The organism is Vibrio sp. 704 (genome assembly GCF_033339295.1).
On the sequence record NZ_JAWOUH010000001.1, the window covers coordinates 382993 to 406363 of the forward strand.

Annotated in this window: 5 protein-coding genes; 3 read left to right on the top strand and 2 right to left on the bottom strand. The window is 46.1% G+C overall.

Annotation, left to right across the window (positions count from 1 at the left end):
* Positions 1-74 precede the first annotated feature (74 nt).
* Entirely contained in the window at positions 75-1043 is a 969-nt protein-coding gene (locus R7R24_RS01600; RefSeq protein WP_053349178.1) for a helix-turn-helix domain-containing protein, read from the bottom strand.
* A gap of 116 nt (positions 1044-1159) precedes the next feature.
* Between R7R24_RS01600 and R7R24_RS01605 the strand changes: the two genes are divergently transcribed.
* Together R7R24_RS01605 and R7R24_RS01610 are read left to right on the top strand one after the other, a co-directional pair.
* Positions 1160-3166 (top strand): TonB-dependent siderophore receptor, encoded by a 2007-nt coding sequence (locus tag R7R24_RS01605; RefSeq protein ID WP_191115931.1) that lies wholly within the window; start codon positions 1160-1162, stop codon positions 3164-3166.
* A gap of 41 nt (positions 3167-3207) precedes the next feature.
* Positions 3208-3489, top strand: a complete 282-nt coding sequence (locus R7R24_RS01610; RefSeq protein WP_191115930.1) for a DUF2218 domain-containing protein — start codon at positions 3208-3210, stop codon at positions 3487-3489.
* 88 nt (positions 3490-3577) lie between these two features.
* On the opposite strand, the gene R7R24_RS01615 is transcribed toward R7R24_RS01610, so the two are convergent.
* Positions 3578-3829, bottom strand: a complete 252-nt coding sequence (locus R7R24_RS01615) for a YgjV family protein (RefSeq protein WP_005376619.1) — start codon at positions 3827-3829, stop codon at positions 3578-3580.
* Between the two features lie 861 nt (positions 3830-4690).
* Between R7R24_RS01615 and R7R24_RS01620 the strand changes: the two genes are divergently transcribed.
* A complete protein-coding gene (locus R7R24_RS01620; RefSeq protein WP_206946528.1) occupies positions 4691-23311 on the top strand; it encodes a retention module-containing protein in 18621 nt (6206 codons plus the stop codon).
* Positions 23312-23371: the final 60 nt, after the last annotated feature.

Sequence of the window (23371 nt, forward strand, 5' to 3'; positions counted from 1 at the left end):
AACGTTTAAGGCGAGTATATACCGATGTTGTGGATAAGACACTCCTAAATAACAGTCAGTTACCTAGAGTCCCCTTACTCTTTAATCACTTCATGTGGTGGCACACCAAATGCCTTTTTAAAGGCATAAGTGAAGTTAGAAGGGTGGTGGTATCCGGCTTCATAGGCGGCTTCTGTTATCGTCACTAGGCCACGTTCCAAATGTTGCCTAGCAATCTCAAGACGTCGAAAACGAATGTAGCCGTTTATGGTCATATTAAGTGATTGTTTAAATCGACGCTGCAGGTTTGAAACACTCATTGAGAATTGGCTCGCCAACTTTTCCAAGCGTAGTTCTTGATCAAGGTGAGTTTCAATATAGCTGACAATATCCTCAATTCGACCATCAATGTGTCGTTCAATACTGCTGTTTTTAGCACTGAAATTCTTAGGAATTTGCTTGGTGGCTTGATGTAATATTTGATAGATCAAGCTTTCGACCTCTAGCTTTTCTTGGAACTCTTGCGGTGTTTCTCTATTTGTTAACGTTTCGGCCAACTCGCATAGCGTCTGGTTAGGCTCCAACTGTTGAAACGCCTGATGAGAGTTAAAAAAAGCTCGATGACTACAATTTTGCTCAAGGCGGGCCTCTAGCCATTGGGGCTTAACCAATATGTTGATCTTATTAATGAGGTTATCTTTGAGCAGTGAACGACGAAAATTTGCAGGTTTGAGTAAGTTCACCACTACACCCTTAGGGCCGTCGCTCGCGTCTAAATCAAATTGCAAATCGTCGTAGCCAAACGAGAGTCTACCTTCTAAAAGAATAGTGACCAGCAGTGAGGCGTGTGCAGTAGAAACAATATTCGAATCAATAAGTTCTAGACAACGCCCGCCATGAACAAAAATTTGATCATTATACTGATATGATAGGAACTTACCTTCGGCCAGTTGAGTTTGACAAGGTTGGCCTTGCGTGACAATCCATTGTTTCTCTGTCGCCTTTAGTCTTTGGGTTAAAGCTATCTTGGCAATTTTAGTTCGTTTTGTTGTGACTTCCTGCATTTGACACTTCCTCATAACACTTGTGCGATTTCGCATAACTAAATCGCCTTTGTATTTATAAAACTCATGCTTATTATACCTGAGAATTATTATCATTAATATTTAGGAATGAAGTTATGGAAAGCCCTGCTTGTTCACCTATCAAGCTTTCAAGCCTTTGCCTTGCAGTGGGAATGGCGCTATCAACCCCTGTTTTAGCTCAAGATACTGAGTCACATTTTGAAGAGGTCGTTGTATGGGGAACGAAAGTTTCCAGCAACACTGAGTCGATGTTTGCGGACGACATGTCACTGAAGCAAGCCGATCATATGTCTGATTTACTGCGCGATATTCCCGGTGTGGATGTTGGTGGCACACACTCTGTGAATCAACGTATTACGATTCGTGGTTTGAGCGAAACCGATTTGGACATTCGTCTTGACGGTGCTTCTCAGCATGCGAGCATGTTCCATCATATTGGTAACTTGACGTTGAACCCTGACATTCTCAAATCTGCGGACATTCAGGTAGGTAATAACTCTGTGACTCAAAACGGGTTAGGCGGTTCGGTCTACTTTGAAACGAAAGACGCTCGTGACTTACTTCGTTACGATGAAAAGTTTGGTGCGCGTGTTTATGGCGGCTATGCATCCAACGACAACCAACAAGGTTCGTTGACACTGTACGGACTTTTGTCCGAAAACATTGATGCGATGGTCTATGGCCATTACGTCACGCGTGATGATTTTGAAGATGGTGATGGCAATAAAACCTATGGTGCTGCAGGTGATGTTTACAACATTCTGGCTAAGCTGGGGTATGAACTAAATGACATCCATCGTTTTGAGCTCTCTTATGACATGTACCGAGACAGTGGAGATTACAGTCCGCGTCCTGATATGTCGGGTAGTGCAAATAATAGCCTTTCGAGCAAGTTACTTATCCCTACGGATTATGACCGCGATACCGTTACCTTGAGTTATGAGTTGCGAGGCGAACAACACCAAGGAAACGTCACTCTTTATAATACCGAGACAGAAATTAAACGTGACGAAACGGTGATGGCGCCTCGTTGGCCCTCGAACCGTTTATCAAAGAACACCGCCAAAAACCAAAACTTTGGTTTGAATGGCAAATTCCAGTCAGATGTTATGTTAGGTGAGTTTGATAATCGAGTCACTTATGGCTTCGACTACATGGATAAAACGTCTTCGAGTTACTACGGTAGTCGTAAGTTTATGGACGAATCGGCGATTTCAACCGCACTGTTTGTAGAAGATCAGTTCTTCTTCTCTGATGCCTTCTTTATTACCGCAGGTATGCGCTTTGATGATTACAAACGCAAAGCTGAGACAGGAACCAGTAATTATGATGATGTGACTTGGGCTCTAGCAGCAGAGTGGGCGGTGACTCAAGATTGGACGTTGTTTGCGAGTGCACGTTCTCTATTTAAAGGTCCAGAGCTAATGGAAACCTTTATTGCTTACCAAGACGTTGCATTTTTAGAGGATGGGTTAAAGCCAGAAACGGGATTGAACACGCAGGGTGGTGTTCGTTTTGATAAAACCTTTGATAAGCATTTCTTTGGGGCGAATATTACGGTATTCCAAACGGAAATTGATGATTACATTGCAGATCAGTACCAAAACGCGATTCAAACTTACCTGATTTACAACTTAGGTGATGTTGAGATTAAAGGCTTTGAAGCAAGTGCTTCTTATGGTTACGACAAGTTTAACAGCAAACTTTCTTACTCTAAGTCGGACACCAAAAACAAGAATACTGGTGGTCCTGTTGCTGGGGGCAATGGGCGTAGCATTGATATGGGTGATAGCATTGCTCTAACTTTGGATTACCAGTCAGACGCTTTAGAAACGATCTTCGGGTGGAACTCAATGTTTGTTCTAGAGGAAGACAACGTCTTTGATGGTCAGCCAAAGAAAGCAAGTTATGATGTGCATAATCTATACGCTCAATGGGTGCCGTCTGATATTGATGGGCTGTCGGTGACCTTTGGTATTGATAATGTATTTGACGAGTTGTACAGCTCTCATGCGTCTCGTTCGGGGACTGCACGTGGCTTCACGCTTGATGACTACGAGCCGGGTCGCAACTTCAAGCTCTCTGCAGCTTATCAATTCTAACAAGGTTCTTCATAGGACGTTTCAAAGTAACGAGTAAGTTCATGATTAAAGAAAGCACCCGAATAGATAGCGAACACGCTGACAAATACTTAGTGACGCTTTGTCGGCATTTTGGACGAAAAGTTCCTGCTACTTGGAATGAAAATAGCGGTTTGGTGACATTTCCGACGGGAAAAGCTGAGTTTAACCTTTGTGCATCTAGCTTAACTATAACCTGTGAGGCGGATTCAGAAGAGAAACTGAATACGGTGAAGGCGATCATTTCATCGCATGTGGACATGTTTTCTCGTCGAGAACCACTAGCACTTAGCTGGGTTCGTTAGCGCTCGTTTAAGGATGCTGTGATAGAAAGGGAATGTTAAAAGCAAAAGCCCGCAATCTTATGATTTGCGGGCTTTTATTGTTTGAATGCTATTGCGCTTTCTCAGGCTCTAGGCTTTTTTTTTCCTGCTGCATTTTTGCTAGGAAGTAGATGTTAACGCAAGCAATAAAACCGTTAGTTAGTACTACAGGCCAAGAATCAATCATTAGTCCGTAAGCAGTAAATAGCGCACAACCAATAAAGTTAAGGATACGAAGCTTAACAATATCTTTCATAGTTAGCGAAATAGCGACCATGATTGAAGCTGCATAACCTAAAATCTCAACCATATTCATGTCCATTTTTTGACCCTCTTAAAATCTGCCGAATTTTGTCGGTACCAATTCTTCTCATCTTGAGATTAATGAGGAAGCTCCATGCCTCGAATGGTCTTTTTTTGTTGTATGGACGCACTATATCAATGGAAAAACCGTGATAAAAGCCTCAAATCAAGGTTAAGAGAAGGTTAGCGATTACGCAAACGTTTAGGACTGGAATTACTGATAATTTTACTTATTGTGTTGATTGATAATAACGATGACATTAATAGCTCAAACACCATTGAAAGTAAGGGAATATTTACATATGATTGAAAATGATAATTATTTTCAAGTGCTGTGTTTATGTATTTTATTATTAGCTTGCTCGTGTTTTTTTTGCTGTATATCAGAACAAAACCGAACTCGTGGTGTGCGGGGATTCATATCGTAAGCCACTTTTTTATCGTTGCATTTTGTCCTGCAATTTATGTTGTTCAATATTTGATCGTTACGTTTTTTTCGTCACCGATATTGATTAAGATGTCATCACGCTCCGGTGTATACAACATTCTCATTGCTTTTCTTCCATTATTGATCGCAACCGGCAGTCTGGCGTTTAGCTGAATGATTTCATCTCTCTTCTTTTCTTAAAACAACTACACTTAATCAGAATAAGGTATCAATTTCATATAATTATTCGATATCTACGCGTCAGCACATGTGTCACATTTCTGTGACTACGAGTAAGTTTTACTTATGTTGCTTGGTAGTAGGGTATTTATCGATTGTTTAATGATTCAATACTTAGTTTAATCGTATAAAGGTGTGCAGTATGCCGCACTAAATTAATAAGAAATTATCTAAAAAGGTTAATGGGAAACGTAAGCCATTAGCGGAGGTCAGATGAGTACGCACACGGTACCGCAGAGCGCGATTGTAAATGCTGTCAAAGGTGAAGTTTTGGTTTTGGGCCTGGATGGAAACGTTAAGGTCATAAAAGCGGGGGATGAGTTAAGACCTGGCGAGATTATTATCACAGAAAATAATGCTTCTCTCGACGTACAGATAAATAATGAGCTTTATCTGGTCGATGCAAATTGTGTTGCTTGTCTTCCTGTGCCTTCTTCTGAACCGTTAGAACCAGTATTGGTACAATCTCCAGTTAATGGCTTGGTGACTTTTGACCCAACGGCTATTGGAAGTGCTGACTTCGACGCCAACGATATTGCCGCTATCCAGCAAGCTATTTTAGACGGAGCTGACCCTACCGCTATCTTAGAAGCAACAGCTGCTGGCGCAGGTGCTGAAGGCTCGGCTAATGCTGGCTACGTGACGGTTGAATATAATAACCCGGAAGTACTCGCTTCTACTTTTTTTGAAACGTCTGCGACTCGCAGCGGAGAAGATGATCGCGACGAAGATGACGGTTTGAATGTCACGATTTTTGCTGATGGTGGGCAGTCACTGCAATCTAGCGTAACAGAAGGCTCAATTTCTCTATCAAGCTACCCGCAAACCATTTCGTCTAGTGTGCTGGTTGAAGCAGGGGATCTCGCACTTGATACTGCTTCATTTGTACCCGAAACGTCTTCTTTAGAGTCTTTGTTGACTGAGCTTAACAGTGATATTACCTCTGGTGGTCAGCCAGTGGCGTTCGTTTATGACGAAGCGCAAAATGCCATTATCGGTACTCAAGAAGGTAACGAAGTGCTTCGTATCGAGATCGAAGCGACATCTGTAGGCCGTGATTTAGAGTTAGAAGTCGTTACCACGATTAGCCAGGGCGTTGACCATGTTGCGTCTGTTGCTGATGGCCAAGTATCGATCGTCGGTGATCAAATCAATATTGCTTTTGATATTACAGGTGCAGATATTGGTGGTAACAGCATTCAAGCGCCTATCGATTTTACGACAACCGTTATTGATGGCGATGATCCTGCGCCGCAAAACGTTACTTTTGAAAACGTTGAATCTTCTTCTACACCAATTACTGGCACCTTTGTTGATATTGGTAGTGATCAATTGGCAACGGTCACGTTTAATCAAGAAGGACTTAGTCAGTTCGATGGCCTACTGAGTGATAATCAGGCGACAGAAGCGGTACTCTCTGAAGACGGCAGTACTATCACCTTGTCCATTGCTGGCTCGAATGAAACCGTCTTAACCATCAGTCTGAATACTGATGGTACCTACCAATTTGAGCAATTTAAGCCGTTAGAACAAACAAACGGTGAAGATACGATTGAGCTCTCTTTACCAACCACAATCGTCGACTATGACCAAGATACGGCAAGCAACACCTTTACGATGACCATCCTCGATGGCGATAACCCAGTGATTGAGAACGTGACGGGCTTGTCTTTAGATGAGGCGGGGGTTGACCAAGGTTCACAGGAAGGCGCGGCAGTAACAAGTGGTACTGGGTCGATCACGACAGCGGTCGGAAGTGACATCATTGATCACTATGAGTTGGAACCTACAGAGTTCAATGTTGGTGGAGAACTCCAATCTCAAGGGCAGGTTGTTCAACTAGAACTAGCGTCCGAGAGTAACGGCGTACGTACTTACGAAGGCTTCATCGAGCTGGATGGTGTGCGTATTACCGTATTTGATGTGGCGATTGATGCACCTGCATTGGGCGAATACCAATTCAACTTGTATGAACAACTTGACCATACGGGTGCTAACGATGACTCGCTCACTTTCTCACTGCCAGTTTACGCGGTAGATGCGGATGGTGACCGCTCCTCTATTACCGAAGGTTCGAACACACCAGAAGCTGCGCAAATTGTCATTCAAGTTCAAGATGACGTTCCTTCGATTGATGGCGTTGATGCGCTAGCCGTCGATGAAGACGATTTATCAAGCATTGGCTCCGATCAAAGCGACTCTGTGTTCGCGCAAGGTAGCTTCACGACTACTCAGGGCTCAGACCGTGTTGTAAGTTATCAATTAGAGAGCGGCACTGATCCACTCAATGGGTTGGAATCGCAGGGGCGATCTATCTCTCTGACGGAAACAACCAATTCAGATGGCAGCTTTACCTATTCTGCAACGGCAGAAGGGGACGCTATCTTCACCTTACAAGTGAACCCTGACGGTTCTTATTCATTTACCCTTGAAGGTCCAATCGATCATGCTGTGGGTAGCGATAGCTTAACTCTAGACTTCACTATTGTCGCAACGGACTTTGACGGTGACACCAGTTCACTTGTTCTACCGGTAACCATTGCCGATGATGTGCCAACCATTAATGACGTTGTCGCTCTTACCGTCGATGAAGATGACTTAAGTTTGGTAGGCTCTGACCAATCACAGTCAACGCTGGTCGAAGGTCAGTTTACGACAACTCAAGGTTCTGATGGCGTCGTACAGTATCAGTTGGATGTAAACGCTGATTCTTTAAATGGCCTGCAATCTCAAGGTCAAACCGTTTCCATTGCCGAAACGCAAAATGCAGATGGCAGTTACACCTACAGCGCAACGGCAAATGGCAGTGCAGTTTTCACATTAATTTTGAATACCGACGGCTCGTACAGTTTTGAGCTGCAAGGTCCAATTGACCATGCGGCAAATAGCGACAGCTTAACCCTTGATTTTAGCGTTATTGCTACAGACTTCGATGGTGACACAAGCCAAATCGTATTGCCTGTTACCATCGTGGATGATAAGCCAACTATTACCGATGTTGATGCGATTACTGTTGATGAAGATGATTTAGGCACGATTGGTTCGGACCAGACTGACCCGATTTCTATTGATGGTAGCTTCACCACCACACAAGGCTCTGACCGAGTGGTAAGTTATCAGCTTGATGCTTCTGCAACACCAGTTGACGGCCTTACATCACAAGGCGTGGCAGTTACGCTGACTGAAACCGCAAACGCTGATGGCAGCTTTACTTACGAGGCGACAGCGGGTAGTGAAGCGGTCTTTACGCTGACGGTGAATACTGATGGTAGCTATAACTTCACGCTTGAAGGTCCAATCGATCATGCTGTTGATAGCGACGAGCTGACACTGAACTTCCCAATCATCGCAACAGACTTTGATGGCGATACCACAAACGCCACGATCCCTGTGACGATCGTGGACGATAAGCCTGTTATTACCGACGTCGACACCATTACGGTTGATGAAGATGATCTAGCGTCAATCGGTTCAGACCAAAGCAATCCAATTTCTATTGATGGTAACTTCACCACCACACAAGGTTCAGACCGAGTGGTGAGCTACCAACTCGATGGCACATCAACACCAGTTGACGGTTTAACATCGCAAGGTGTAGCGGTAACGCTGACTGAAACGGCAAACGGTGACGGCAGTTTCACTTATGAAGCGACTGCGGGTGGCAACCCTGTATTTACTTTGACTGTGAATACTGATGGCTCTTACAACTTCACACTAGAGGGGCCAATTGATCACGCGGTTGATAGTGATGAGCTGATACTGAACTTCCCAATTATCGCAACCGACTTTGATGGCGATACCGTTACGGAAACCATTCCAGTCACAATTGTTGATGATGTACCGACCATCACAGCGGTGGATGCGTTGAGCGTCGATGAAGATGACCTTGGCGGTGTGGGTTCAGACCCAGGCGGCGATCTGTTCGTTGAAGGCGCGTTTACGACCACTCAAGGCTCTGACCGAGTGGTGAGCTATCAACTGGATTCAACGGCTGATCCTGTTGCGGGGCTGACCTCTCAAGGTGAGGCGATTATCTTGGTGGAAACCGCCAACGGTGATGGCAGCTTTACTTATGTGGCGACCGCAGACGGCAATCCGGTATTCACGTTAAACGTAGCAACAGATGGCACTTACGATTTTACGCTGCAAGGCCCGATTGACCATGCAGCTAACAGTGACAGCCTGACGATTGATTTCCCAATTATTGCCACCGATTTTGATGGTGATACGACTTCGGCAACCATTCCAGTCACGATTACGGATGATGCACCAATCATCGATAATGTTTTGCCTCTGGCTGTAGACGAAGATGATTTATCAGGTATTGGCTCAGACCAAACTGACGCTGTGTTTGTTGAAGGCGCGTTCACCACTACCCAAGGTTCAGACCGTGTGGTGAGCTACCAACTTGATTCAACGGCTGATCCTGTTTCGGGGCTAACCTCCCAAGGTGAGCCAGTTACTCTGGTAGAGACTGCGAATGCTGATGGCAGCTTTACTTACGTGGCTACCGCGGATGGCAATCCGGTTTTCACCATGAACGTGAATGCTGATGGCACATACAATTTCCGTCTGGAAGGGCCGGTCGATCACGCGTTAAACAGCGATGAATTAGTACTGAACTTCCCAATCATTGCAACAGACTTTGACGGCGATACGACGACCGCGACCATTCCCGTCACGATTACTGATGACGTTCCAACTATCGACAACGTTGTTCCACTCACGGTGGACGAAGATGATCTCGCCTCAATTGGCTCAGACCAAAACGATGATGCGTTTATGTCGGGTTCTTTCACCACAACTGAAGGCTCAGACAGCGTTGTTAAATACCAGCTTGATGCAACAGCAGATCCAGTATCTGGGTTGACCTCTCATGGTGAGCCTGTCGTGCTTGCTGAAACTGCTAACGGCGACGGTAGTTTTACTTACACAGCCACGGCAGATGGCAATGCCGTATTTGAATTGATTGTGAAGCCAGATGGCAGCTACAACTTTACACTGCAAGGTCCACTAGACCATGCGGTGAATAGCGACAGTCTGCAAATCGACTTCCCGATTATCGCAACAGACTTTGATGGCGACACCTCATCGGAGACGTTACCTGTCACTATCGTTGATGATAAACCAACCATCACTGACGTAGACGCAATCCGTGTGGATGAAGATGACCTAGCGACGATTGGCTCTGACGGCTCAGATCCAATTTCAATCGATGGCAACTTCACTACAACGCAAGGTTCTGATGGGGTAGTAAGCTACCAATTAGATACTGCTGCAACGCCAGTTGATGGCCTAACATCGCAAGGTGTGGCAGTGACGCTGACGGAAACTGCAAACGGCGACGGTAGCTACACTTATGAAGCGACAGCAGGAACTGAAGCCGTATTTACGCTGACCGTGAATACGGATGGTTCATACAACTTCACGCTTCAGGGGCCAATTGACCATGCGACAGACAGTGATGAGCTGACACTGAACTTCCCAATCATCGCGACGGATTTTGATGGTGATACCACCACAGAAACGATCCCAGTCACCATCGTGGATGATAAGCCGACCATTACCGATGTCGATGCGATTACCGTTGATGAAGATGATTTAGGCACGATTGGCTCAGATCAAACTGACCCGATTTCAATCGATGGCAACTTCACCACCACACAAGGCTCGGACCGAGTGGTGAGCTATCAGCTTGATGCTTCTGCAACACCAGTTGACGGCCTTACATCACAAGGCGTGGCCGTCACGCTGACTGAAACCGCAAACGGTGATGGCAGCTTTACTTACGAGGCGACAGCGGGTACTGAAGCGGTCTTTACGCTGACAGTGAATACTGATGGTAGCTATAACTTCACGCTTGAAGGTCCAATCGACCACGCAGTAGATAGTGATGAGTTGATACTGAACTTCCCAATCATCGCGACCGACTTTGATGGCGACACCACAAATGCCACTATCCCAGTGACGATCGTAGACGATAGGCCAGTTATTACTGACGTGGATTCCATTACGGTTGATGAAGATGATCTAGCGTCAATTGGCTCAGACCAAAGCAACCCGATTTCTATTGATGGTAACTTCACCACCACGCAAGGTTCAGACCGAGTGGTGAGCTACCAACTCGATGGCACATCAACACCAGTTGACGGTTTAACCTCGCAAGGTGTGGCTGTCACGCTAACAGAAACTGCAAATGGTGATGGCAGTTTTACCTACGAAGCAACAGCGGGCTCTGAAGCGGTCTTTACGCTGACAGTGAATACTGATGGCTCTTATAACTTCACGCTAGAAGGGCCAATTGATCACGCGGTTGATAGTGATGAGCTGACACTCAACTTCCCAATTATCGCAACCGACTTCGATGGCGACACCGTTACTGAAACCATTCCAGTCACGATTGTTGATGATGTACCGACCATCACAGCGGTGGATGCGTTGAGTGTCGATGAAGATGACCTTAGCGGCGTGGGCTCAGACCAAACTGACGCTGTGTTCGTTGAAGGCGCGTTTACTACCACACAAGGCTCTGACCGAGTGGTGAGCTATCAACTGGATTCAACCGCTGATCCTGTTGCGGGTCTGACATCTCAAGGTGAGGCGATTACCTTGGTGGAAACCGCGAATGGCGACGGCAGCTTTACCTATGTGGCGACCGCTGACGGTAATCCTGTCTTCACGTTGAATGTCGCAACAGATGGTACGTACGACTTTACGCTGCAAGGCCCGATTGACCATGCCGCTAACAGCGACAGCCTGACGATTGATTTCCCAATTATTGCCACCGATTTTGATGGTGATACGACCACGGCAACCATTCCAGTCACCATTACGGATGATGCGCCAATCATCGATAATGTTGTGCCTCTGGCTGTAGACGAAGATGATTTATCAGGTATTGGCTCAGACCAAAGTGACGCTGTGTTTGTTGAAGGCGCGTTCACCACTACCCAAGGTTCAGACCGTGTAGTGAGCTACCAACTTGATTCAACGGCTGATCCTGTCGCAGGTTTAACTTCTCACGGTGAGCCTGTTACTTTGGTAGAGAATGCGAATGCTGATGGCAGCTTCACTTACGTGGCTACCGCGGATGGCAATCCGGTCTTCACCATGAATGTTAATGCTGATGGCACATACAATTTCCGTCTTGAAGGGCCGGTGGATCACGCGTTAAACAGCGATGAATTGATTCTGAACTTCCCAATCATTGCAACAGACTTTGATGGCGATACGACAACCGCGACTATTCCAGTCACGATTACTGATGACGTTCCAACCATCGATAACGTTGTCCCACTAACAGTAGACGAAGATGACCTTGCCTCAATTGGCTCAGACCAAAACGATGATGCGTTTATGTCGGGCTCTTTCACCACAACTGAAGGCTCGGACAGTGTTGTTAAATACCAGCTTGATGCAACAGCAGATCCAGTAGCAGGGTTGACTTCTCATGGTGAGCCTGTCGTGCTTACTGAGACAACAAATGGTGATGGCAGCTTTACTTACACTGCCACAGCAGATGGCAATGCCGTATTTGAATTGGTTGTGAAGCCAGATGGCAGCTACACCTTTACTCTGCAAGGTCCACTAGACCATGCGGTGAATAGTGACAGTCTACAAATCGACTTCCCGATTATCGCAACAGATTTTGATGGCGACACGTCGACGGAAACACTACCTGTCACCATCGTTGATGATAAACCAACCATCACTGATGTAGACGCAATCCGTGTGGATGAAGATGACCTAGCGACGATTGGCTCTGATGGCTCAGATCCAATTTCAATCGATGGCAACTTCACTACAACGCAAGGCTCTGATGGGGTAGTGAGCTACCAATTAGATACTGCTGCAACACCAGTTGATGGTCTGACATCACAAGGTGTGGCCGTCACGCTGACGGAAACTGCAAACGGCGACGGTAGCTACACTTATGAAGCGACAGCAGGAACTGAAGCCGTATTTACGCTGACCGTTAATACGGATGGTTCATACAACTTCACGCTGCAAGGTCCAATCGACCATGCGACGGGTAGTGATGAGCTGAAACTGAACTTCCCAATCATCGCGACGGACTTTGATGGTGATACCACCACAGAAACGATCCCAGTCACCATCGTGGATGATAAGCCAACCATTACCGATGTCGATGCAATTACCGTTGACGAAGATGACTTAGGCACGATTGGTTCGGATCAGACTGGCCCGATTTCAATCGATGGCAACTTCACCACCACACAAGGCTCTGACCGAGTAGTGAGCTATCAGCTTGATGCTTCAGCAACACCAGTGGCTGGACTCACATCACAAGGCGTGGCAGTCACATTGGCTGAAACCGCAAATGGCGACGGCAGCTTTACCTATCAAGCAACAGCAGGCACCGAGTCGGTCTTTACACTGACAGTGAACACTGATGGCTCTTATAACTTCACGCTTGAAGGGCCAATTGACCATGCAGTAGATAGTGATGAGTTAACACTCAACTTCCCAATTATCGCGACAGACTTTGATGGCGATACCTCTGCTGAGACAATTCCTGTCAAGATCGTTGATGACAAGCCGACACTTGGTGGAATCGAAGCAACAAGTGTGCAAACGGTTGATGAGGATGATATCCCAACAGTCGGATCTGATGGTACACAGTCGAACAGCATTGCCGGTAACTTCATCGCGACTGATGGTTCTGATGGCATTGTCGAGTACAGCGTTTCTGACCTAACGACGCCAGTACAAGGCCTGACCTCTGGTGGTCAATCTCTGGTTATGGTTGAAGTATCAAACGCAGGTGGCGTTTCAGTTTACGAAGCTCGTATTGATGGCACGACGACACCAGTATTCCGTGTAACCCTCGATGCCTCTGATGACAGCTACACGTTCGATTTGCTCGCTCCTCTCGATCATCCAAATGCTGATGGCCAGAATGAACTGATCATAAATTTACCGATAAACGCGACTGACTTTGATGGAGACGTGTCGAACAACATCACCTTACCAATTACGGTTGTGGATGATGTTCCGACCATTGATGGTTTGCTAGCAGGCAGCGAACAAACCGTTGATGAAGATGACCTACCAGCAGGTACGGATGCTGCAAGTGCAGAAGATACTGTTATTTCAGGTACTTTTGATATCACCGAAGGTGCTGACCAAGTTGATTCTATTCAGCTAAGTGACCTGACCACGCCTGTTGCGTCGCTGACTTCAGATGGTGACGCTATCACCTTAGTTCTGTCTTCTAGCGCAAACGGCGTGAACGTATACCAAGGTGTCGCTGGCAATCCTGCTGAAGTGGTGTTCGAACTGACGTTGGATGCAACGAACAACACCTACGAGTTCGATTTACAGAAGCCGCTTGATCATCCAGATGGTAATCAGCAAAACGAGATTGTTATTAACCTCCCTGTGACGGCGACAGATAATGATGGTGATACTTCACCAGCCTTCACATTGCCAATTACCGTTGTGGACGATGTTCCAGTTGTTACCAATATTGAAAGTCTACGTGTCGACGAAGATGACTTACCTCTTGGTTCTGATGGAACGAAAGAGCCATTAACGGTATCAGGTGAGTTCGAAGTCACTAGCGCAGATGGTATTGATGCTTTCGAATTGGATCTCAGCTCAAATCCTATCCCGAATCTGAAATCGGGTGGAGAAGAGGTTACGCTTTCTCAAGACGTTGGCGCTTCAACTGCTGACGCGCTTGTTTACGTGGGGCAATCTCCGGGTGGAGTGACGGTCTTCACGTTGACACTTCATCAAGATGGTAAATACGACTTTGAGCTATCTGGTCAGTTAGATCACGCGGTTAACTCTGATGAGATTTTGTTGAATCTACCTGTGAAAATCACGGATGGCGACAACGATACCATCACTGCGACCTTGCCAGTGACGATCGTAGATGACAAGCCAACCATTGATGCTATTAGTTCTGGTAGTAGCTTGTCTGTGGATGAGGATGATATTCCAAGCCAAGGTTCGGACGACACGCCAGAATCCAATATCATTGGTGGCAACTTTGACGTTACGGATGGTGCCGACTCTATCGTTAGCTTCCAGTTGGATAGCTTGACGTCACCTGTATCTGGACTTACCTCAGGTGGTCAACCGCTTGAGTTGGTTGAGTTTTCAAATTCAAACGGTGTGATTGAGTACCGAGCTTATGTACAAGGTACGACGGACACCGTCTTTAAACTGACGCTAAATGGTTCAGCAGACAGTTATGAATTTGAACTGTTGGGTGCACTTGATCATCCTGCGGGTAACGATGAAAACTCGTTGGTCATTAACTTCCCAGTCAACGCGACTGATTTTGATGGCGATGTTTCAAATAATATCACCTTGCCGATCACCGTGGTGGACGATGTTCCAGCTATTGTGAAAGTGACAGACTCTAGCCAACAAACCGTTGATGAAGATGATCTTTCCGGTGGCTCTGACACGACAAGTAATGATTCTACGGTATTGAACGGTGGATTTGAGGTCGTTGCTGGTGCAGACAAGATTGTCAGCTACCAAGTTTCAGACCTCGATGCAGCCGTGTCTGGTTTAACGTCGAATGGCAGCAGCATCGAGTTGAATCTAGTAGGCACCAATGGTGGAGTAACCAGTTACGAAGCGGTTATTACTGGCACATCAACTAAGATCTTCACGCTGTCTCTTGATGCGAATAATGACAGCTACCAATTTGAGCTGTTGGGACCAATCGACCATGACGCTGTTCAAGGTGAAAACAACCTTGTCATTGATATTCCAATTACAGTAACAGACTTTGATGGTGACACGTCATCATCACTGAATCTTCCAATTACCGTAGTTGATGACATTCCCGAAATTAAATCAGCAGATGCTTTGGCTGTAGATGAGGATGACCTTGCCAACGGCTCCCAGGCAACCAACAAAGACAGCCTAGAAGCGACGGGCAATTTCGATACGGTGGAAGGGGCAGATACCATTGTCTCTTATCAGCTGGATCTTACTTCTAACCCGATACCAGGAGTCACTTCAGGTGGTCTTGCGGTGACGTTAGTTCAAACCGCGGTAAGCAACAACAACTTTACTTATCAAGGTCAAACACCTGATGGTAACTCAGTGTTCACGCTAGTTTTGAACGCTGACGGCTCTTACAAGTTTACGCTTGAGGGTGCGCTAGATCACTCAACTCAAGGCGAAGATACACTCATACTTGATCTCCCAGTCTTTGCGACCGATGTCGATGGCGATACGGCAGGTATTAACTTACCAGTGACGATTACCGATGATGTTCCAACCTTGCACGATGCATCTATTTCGCGTGTTGAGGGACAAGGCAGCCGCACGGTTCGTTTATTCCGAGACCCTGTAGAGGGGGATGATGACCTTGGTGCTGACGGCGCACAAGTGACTTCATTCTCGGCTGATGATTCAGGCATTTACTTTAAGCAAAACGGTGTTGATTCTGATTCTGTCGATTTGAACGGCAGCGACCAAGTCGTATTTGTTCACAAGGTTCTTGACGGAGTGGATACTGAAATCGGTCGTTTGGTTGTTCGAACCGATGGCAGTGTGTCATTCCGTCCGAATGACGATCTTGACCATACCGAAACCGACTCGATTGATTTCACCATCAACGTTGTTGCAACCGATGGTGATGGCGATATCGCAGATGCCGATGTGGATATCTCGATAAGAGACCGCAATGCGCAAATTGACACGTCTACCGTTACTGCGTTCGAAGACCAAGGGCGTGATGGTGTCGTTGTGGGCGTTGACTCTGCAAATACTCAGGACAACTTGTCGACGCTGGATGTTAGCCCTGCGAAAGTCGACTTGGTTATCAATTTACATGATATCGACCGTAACGAGAGCTTAGGTGACATCACTATTCGAGATGCTGATACTCACAACGGTACGTTCTACTACAGAGACGGCAGTGGCAACTACATTGAGTTAACATCTGTGGGCAATACGGTTGTTCTCGACGCATCAAATGTTGAGCAGTCATTCAATGGTGAGCTTGTCTCGTTAGATAACTTGTACTTCGTACCAGATCGTCATACATCAACCGATGCTTCTGGTATCGATCCTCGTATCCGCGTGGAAATTCTTAACAATGGTACGCCAGATCATACGATTAATGGTCGTTTAGACATTGAAGTTGCTGCCGTCGCAGATATTGCAACGTGGACGGCAAGCAGCGAATTTAACTACTCGGTTGATGAAGATGGAAACAATGTCGCACTTAACATCACGGCTGAAACCCAAGACACTAGTAACCCTGAAGGCATTGTGTACGAGCTTGTCTTTACACAAGGAGAAGGTAACGCAGAGTTAGTCTATTCAGATGGTAGTGCGATACCAAAATCCGGTGGTGTTTATCTGGTGGATGCAAGCCGAATTGATGAAGTTCAAGTTGATCCGATAGATAACTTCTCGGGCGAAATCAGAATTGATGTCACCGCTATTACGACGGAAAACAACAATCCACTGCTTGGGAAAGATACCGCTCGCTCAGAAACCGAAACCATCATTATTGATGTAAACCCAGTTGCGGATAAAGGTAGTTTTACTGTAAACCGAATTAATGTGTTTGAGGATAATGCTCGAACTCAAAATACGGTAGACCCTGTCACTGATCACGACCCACTCCAATTAAGTGAAGTGATCACCATGAAACCATCAGCGGACTTAGATGGTTCTGAAGCGTTATTTGTGCGCATTTCTAACTTCTCAATTGATGGGGTTACTTTGGTGTGGCTGGACTCAGCAAACCCAAGTCAGATAGTAGAAGTGACCGACTCAGGCGGCAATGTACTCTATTACGAAGTGCCAGAGTCTGAATTAGCGAACGTCGAAGTTCTTCCTCCGTTGCACAGCAATGATGACTTTACTTTCAATGTCGAAGGCATTGTGAAAGACACAGCATCATTGTCTACCGGTACGACAGAAGATGTGTTGTCACTGGGCAGTAAGACTGTCATCGTTGGTGTAAAAGGTGTTGCTGACATACCAGACACGGTATTAATTGACGCGGGGAACGTTTGGAACCGATTCGTAGACGGAGATGTGGCCGGGATAGAGACGACTATTGAAGAGAATGGTGTTGTAAACCTCAACTTCTCGGTTGTATCAGGTGAAGTTGCCGATAGACCTCTGGATGATTCAGAAGCCATTACTGTTATCCTGTCCAACATCCCCGATGGTGTTCGTGTCGTAGATTCAGACGGTTCAAGCGTTGACCTCACCTTTGTTGGCTATGATGGTAACGGTCAACCGATTTACGAAGCAAACATCACTGGGCTGAATTTTAATTCCGGTATTCAAATTATTCCAGAAGCCTCTTCAACCGAAAACATTGCGATTACAGGGACGATCATTGTTACCGAAAATGATGGTCATAGTCGTGTGATTGAAAGAGAGGTAAGGATCAAGGTCGAACCCGTTATTGACGCTCAAGATAACTACGTTGTTCGATCTGAGGGAGATGAAGATACGCGCTTTGACATCGATTGGAAACCGACGCTCGTACAAAGCCCTGATACCGATGAATTCTTTAGTGATGTAACCATCTCTGGATTTCCTCCAGGCAGCACGGTCTATGTAGATGGTGTGGCACAAACGCTTGTTTCTGGAACACTAACGCTTTCACCGCAAGCCGGTGAATCAGAGCAAGATTTTTCCGCTAAAATCTCTCAAAGTGGCTATGTTCAAGTCCAGTTGGAGCAGGATTCAAGTACTGACTTTGACTTGACCACGACCGTCACTGTGAAAGAGATTGACCATGAATATGTTGACGCTTCGAATCCCGGTGAAGGTATCGCTGAGAAAACCATCAATGGTACGGTGAATGTCCAAGTTAATCCAATCGTTGAGCCAGAGGATAAAACGGGGGCAATAGATGACCAAACCCGTCTGCTTGTCACTGAAAGTGGTGGTGGTGCTACCGATATCGTGAAGTCAGACGATCAAGGTAACATTGACTTTACGATCAACACTTCTATGGGGGGCGAATCTGGTGCTCATATCATTAAATACCAAGAGTTTGATGCGTCTTCAGATGAAGTGGTGACTCAACTTGTTGTTCAATTTCACAATGTGGACCCTGAGATCCTCAACCAATTGGTTATCGTCGGTGCACTAAATGAAGGTGGAGGTCGCTGGACAGTAACCGATGAAGACAACTTCTCAATTAAAGCGCCGTCTGGCCTTGATTTAACACCAAGCGATGACAGCGACGATGGCGATAACGGTGGTCTCTCTCAAATTGGCTTAACCATTTACGCAGAAGTGAATGATTTGGGCGAAGATTTGGGCAACGAAAAAGATGCGACTGTCGTGCGTCAAACGGATGTGACACTAGAGTTTCCAACCGTCCTCACACCGAAAATGAGTGTAGCGGCAGAGATTCAGGTGGCTGATGATGTCCAAATTCAAGCGTTGGAAGACAATTCTATTAACCTTGGTGCTCAGTTGACGTCGAAAGTCGATGCGATTAATGCAGATGGTGTGGAAGATGTCTTAACTATTATCGTCGACCCGACAGCTCCTGGCATTCCTCCTGGTTTGGTGATAACGGGGACGGATGTTGATTTTGTCAATGGTAAATACGTGTTCCAAGCCCATATCGATGCGAGTGGAAATATTACTGGCCTTGATGGTTTGACGATGCACTTGGCAGAAGATTACGCAGGTGATTTCGAATTGCCAATTCGGTTTGTCACTAAAGACACTGAGTCCGGTGATGAAAAAGAAAATAATGTCCAGTTTCCAGTTCAGGTTTTACCGGTTGCAGACGTTCCGAGTTCAGCCGGGGATCAGCCGTTGGATAGCGATGTCACACCAAATGTAAGAGTAGATATCGTCGGTACTTTCGGCTTGGATGCAAACAAACAACCTGTGACTGATCTAAATAACGACGTTCCCACGGCGGATGGTGTTGGTTACGAAGATGGCTTAATCCAATTTAACTTGAGTGTTGATTTTGCCGATCAATTTAACAACACTCAAGGTGGTCGAGAAACACTAACGAACATCAAGTTAGAGCTTGATGACACAACATTAGGTGAGTTTGTTGATGCCAATGGTAACAGCTTAGGAACCAGTATTGAGTTTAATGAAGCTGAGATTTTAGCTGGTGCGCTTGACAATGTTCTGTTTAAGCCAAAAGAAAATTACCCCGTAGGTGGTGGCCAAAATACCGTCAAGATTAATATCGAGGGAGAAATTACTGATGAAGCTGTGTTTGATCAGTCTATCTTGAATAACTCTGGCGATAATATAGATGTAAGAACCTTCACTGACGATGTCACATTTGAAGTTACGCCAGTCGTTGATGACATTACCATTACAGGTGCCGATCCGACGCAGCCAATCACGGTGATTGGTGACGAAGATACTTTAATTTCGCTGAATCAATCGGGCTCTGGTGTTTCGATCAGCCTGAACGATAATGACGGTTCTGAGAGTTTCGTTTCACTCAAGTTAACGGGACTTCCTGATGACTTTATCGTTAAATCCAATTCCTCTGATTATGTTGTTAAGAACAACGGTGGGGGCGAATGGAGTATTCAACTAAAAGATCTCACTCAGACGTCCATTGACCTGAGTGACATCCAAATTAAACCGCCAAAACACTTTAGTGGCGAGGCTGAGATAGGTATTACGGTCTTCATTCAAGAGGAGTTGCTACAAGTTCCAACGGAACGAAACAACAACTTTACGCTTATTGTCAATCCTATTGGTGATGATGTTGATGTGAATCCCGATACTTCGGCTGCAGGTAATGAGGGCGAAGACATTGTTATTAATGTAAATGCGTTAGTGGTTGATAACAAAGAGTCCATCGGAGATGGTGCAAACTACCAGGAAAATGATCCAGAGACGCTGAGAGTTGAGGTCTCCAATGTCCCTGATGGGGCGAGTGTTTCATTACCTGATGGGACAGTGTTTACTGACCAAGGCGGCGGCATTTTTGTCTTAGAAATCAATGTTCAAGACTTGGATCAAGTGGTGTTTAATTCTGGGGATCGCAACGATAACTCATGGGATGGTTCGCTGCATTTCAAAGTGCAAGCCGTTGATACTGGGCTCGATGGCAGTCAAAGCTTGGGCTCCGCAGAGGAGTTTGATGTCACTGTTGATGTTGAAGCAGTGAACGATCGTCCAGAGTTCGTCAATACCGTGGATGTGGAAACACCAGAAGATACGCCAATGCTGCTTGATGGTTTCAGCATTACCGATATTGATGCCGTACTCGATGATCCGAATGCTGAATATGTACTCAATGTGAACGTCGACAGCGGTATCTTGGAGCTTAATCCAACGCTCATCGCTACTTACAACCTAACCGTGAGCGGTGATGGTACGGACTCCGTTGAACTGAAAGGTACAGTGGCCGATCTAAACAATGCCATTGCAGACGGTCTGATTGAGTTTAATCCAGACCTGAACTTCTTTGGTGACGTTCAGGTGGACGTGACAGTCGATGACCAAGGTAATGAAGGTATCGTAATTGGTGGGGTAGATGACACCCTAAATACCAACAGCAGCAGCTTCAATATTGAAGTGACAGCGGTGAATGATACCCCAGAAACTACGCCAGTGACGCTACCGGATATTGAAGAAGATAGTGGTGTGTTCTCCATCTCTGAAGCGGATCTTATTGCGAATGCGACAGACGTAGAGAACGATAACCTCACGGTCAGCAATGTTCAGTTAACGGATCCGAATTCGGGTAGCATTACTTTCAACAGTGGTACGGGAGAGTGGGAATTTACCCCAGCACCAGATTACAACGGTCCAGTTGAAATCACGTACACCATTACAGATGATGGCACGACAAGTGGTGCATCCGATCCTAAATCGGTTAACGGCAGCGCATCGTTCAACGTAACGGAAGTCAATGATGCTCCAACGACGTCTGAAGTGGTACTTTCTGATATCGCAGAAGACAGTACGGCGGTTGAAATTACCCAAGCTGATTTGTTAGCGAATGCTTCTGACATTGAAAACGACACCTTGATGGTGAGTAATGTCCAGTTGGTTGACCCAAGCAGCGGCACATTGGATTTCGAAAACGTAACAGGTACATGGTCATTTACTCCTGCGCCTGGCTACAACGGCAAGGTCGATCTGACCTACGACATTACCGACAACGGTACAACGAACGGTGTTTCTGATCCTCAAACGGTGTCAGGAACGGCGACCTTCGAAGTCACTGAGGTGAACGATGCACCGGTAACATCAGAGGTAACGTTGAGTAGTACGGAAGAAGATGGTGGTTCGGTAACTATTACGGCTACTGAGTTGCTGAGCAACGCAAGTGATCCTGAGTCAGACAACTTGACCGTCGATAATGTTGCGTTAGTGGACCCAACTTCCGGCACGTTGACTCAAGTGAGTGCGACAGAGTGGACGTTTGAACCCGCAGCAGATTTCTTTGGTGACGTTAATTTCACTTATGAAATCACAGATGACGGAACCACTAACGGCGCTCCAGACCCAATTACAATCGCGGGCACAGCAGTGTTGAATGTTGAAGCTACCAATGACGCACCTGAAATCACTGCAGCGTCGGTAACGGATACGATCAATGAAGCTGATGGCCAGAAAGTAACGGGTATTAGTGTGAGTGACGTCGACTTTGCGGGCGCACAAGCAAATGAAAGCATGACCGTGACTCTTACAGTTACCGAGGGCGACCTTCGTGTCGAGCCGCCAGCAGGTAGTGGTGTGACTGTTGGGGCGGGGATGGCTGGTGAAATAACCCTAATGGGCACACCAGATAATATTAACTCCGTTCTTGGAGCAACAGACGCTTCTGAGGGTGTATTTGTGGATGCAGGAGATGTCAACGCAGCTTCAATCACTTTATCGGTGAAAGTCGAAGACAACGGCGTGTACTTCGCAAATGCATCGGGTACCGCATTGGAGGCGAATCAAGACTTCACTATCAATGTGACACCTGTAGCTGATGCACCTACATTGAGTATCAATCCTCAGTTTAATTACATTCGTCAAATTGCGGCTAGCCAAACCGCGAGCAGTCAAGGTTTAGCGATTGTCGGAATCATGGCGGCGCTTACTGATGTTGACGAGGTGCTGTCTTTGGAGCTAACGGGCGTACCAGCTAGTGCTGAGGTAACAAGTGGCGTTTCTCCATCAGGCATTAGCTTCGATGGTACCACTTGGACAGTACCAAGCGATGAAATTGATACGCTAGAAATTGTCGCAACAGATACTAACAGTGGTATTGATGTCGGTTCTTACGATATTTCGCTGACGGCGATATCAACGGAATCTAATGGCGATGAAGCGCAGTCTTCACCTGTCCAAATTAGTTTGGATGTGAGTAGTGATAGCGACGATATTGACCAGTCAACCGCAGTGGACGACAGCTATTTAGTCGGCGGAGACACAGGTACCAATTTGATTGGTGGAGACGGTGACGACGTTATTCTGGGTGGTGATGGTGATGACGTGCTTATCGGTGGCTTAGGCTCAGATATCTTAACGGGTGGAGACGGCAGCGATATCTTCAAGTGGACGGTAGATTCCGTTGATGAAGGGGCAGTGGATACCATTACTGACTTCACTGTTAACGAAGACAGTATCGATTTACGTGAAGTTATCTCTGATCTCAATAACTCAATGATCGACATGGATGATCTGCTTGGTCACATTTCGGCAGACTACGATGCATCGACGGAAAGTGTTTCTCTGAACATTACGACGGATGCAAATGTTCAACAGACTATTGTCGTGGAAAACTTAGGTACTTCAATCGACTTCGACGGTCTCAGCTCCAACGAGATTGTAGAGTCATTGCTGAACAACGGTGTTATTGATAACGGATAAACCTGTATACAACATAAGAATGGGCGGCTCTGATAAGCCGCCCATTTTTTTCGGGAAAGC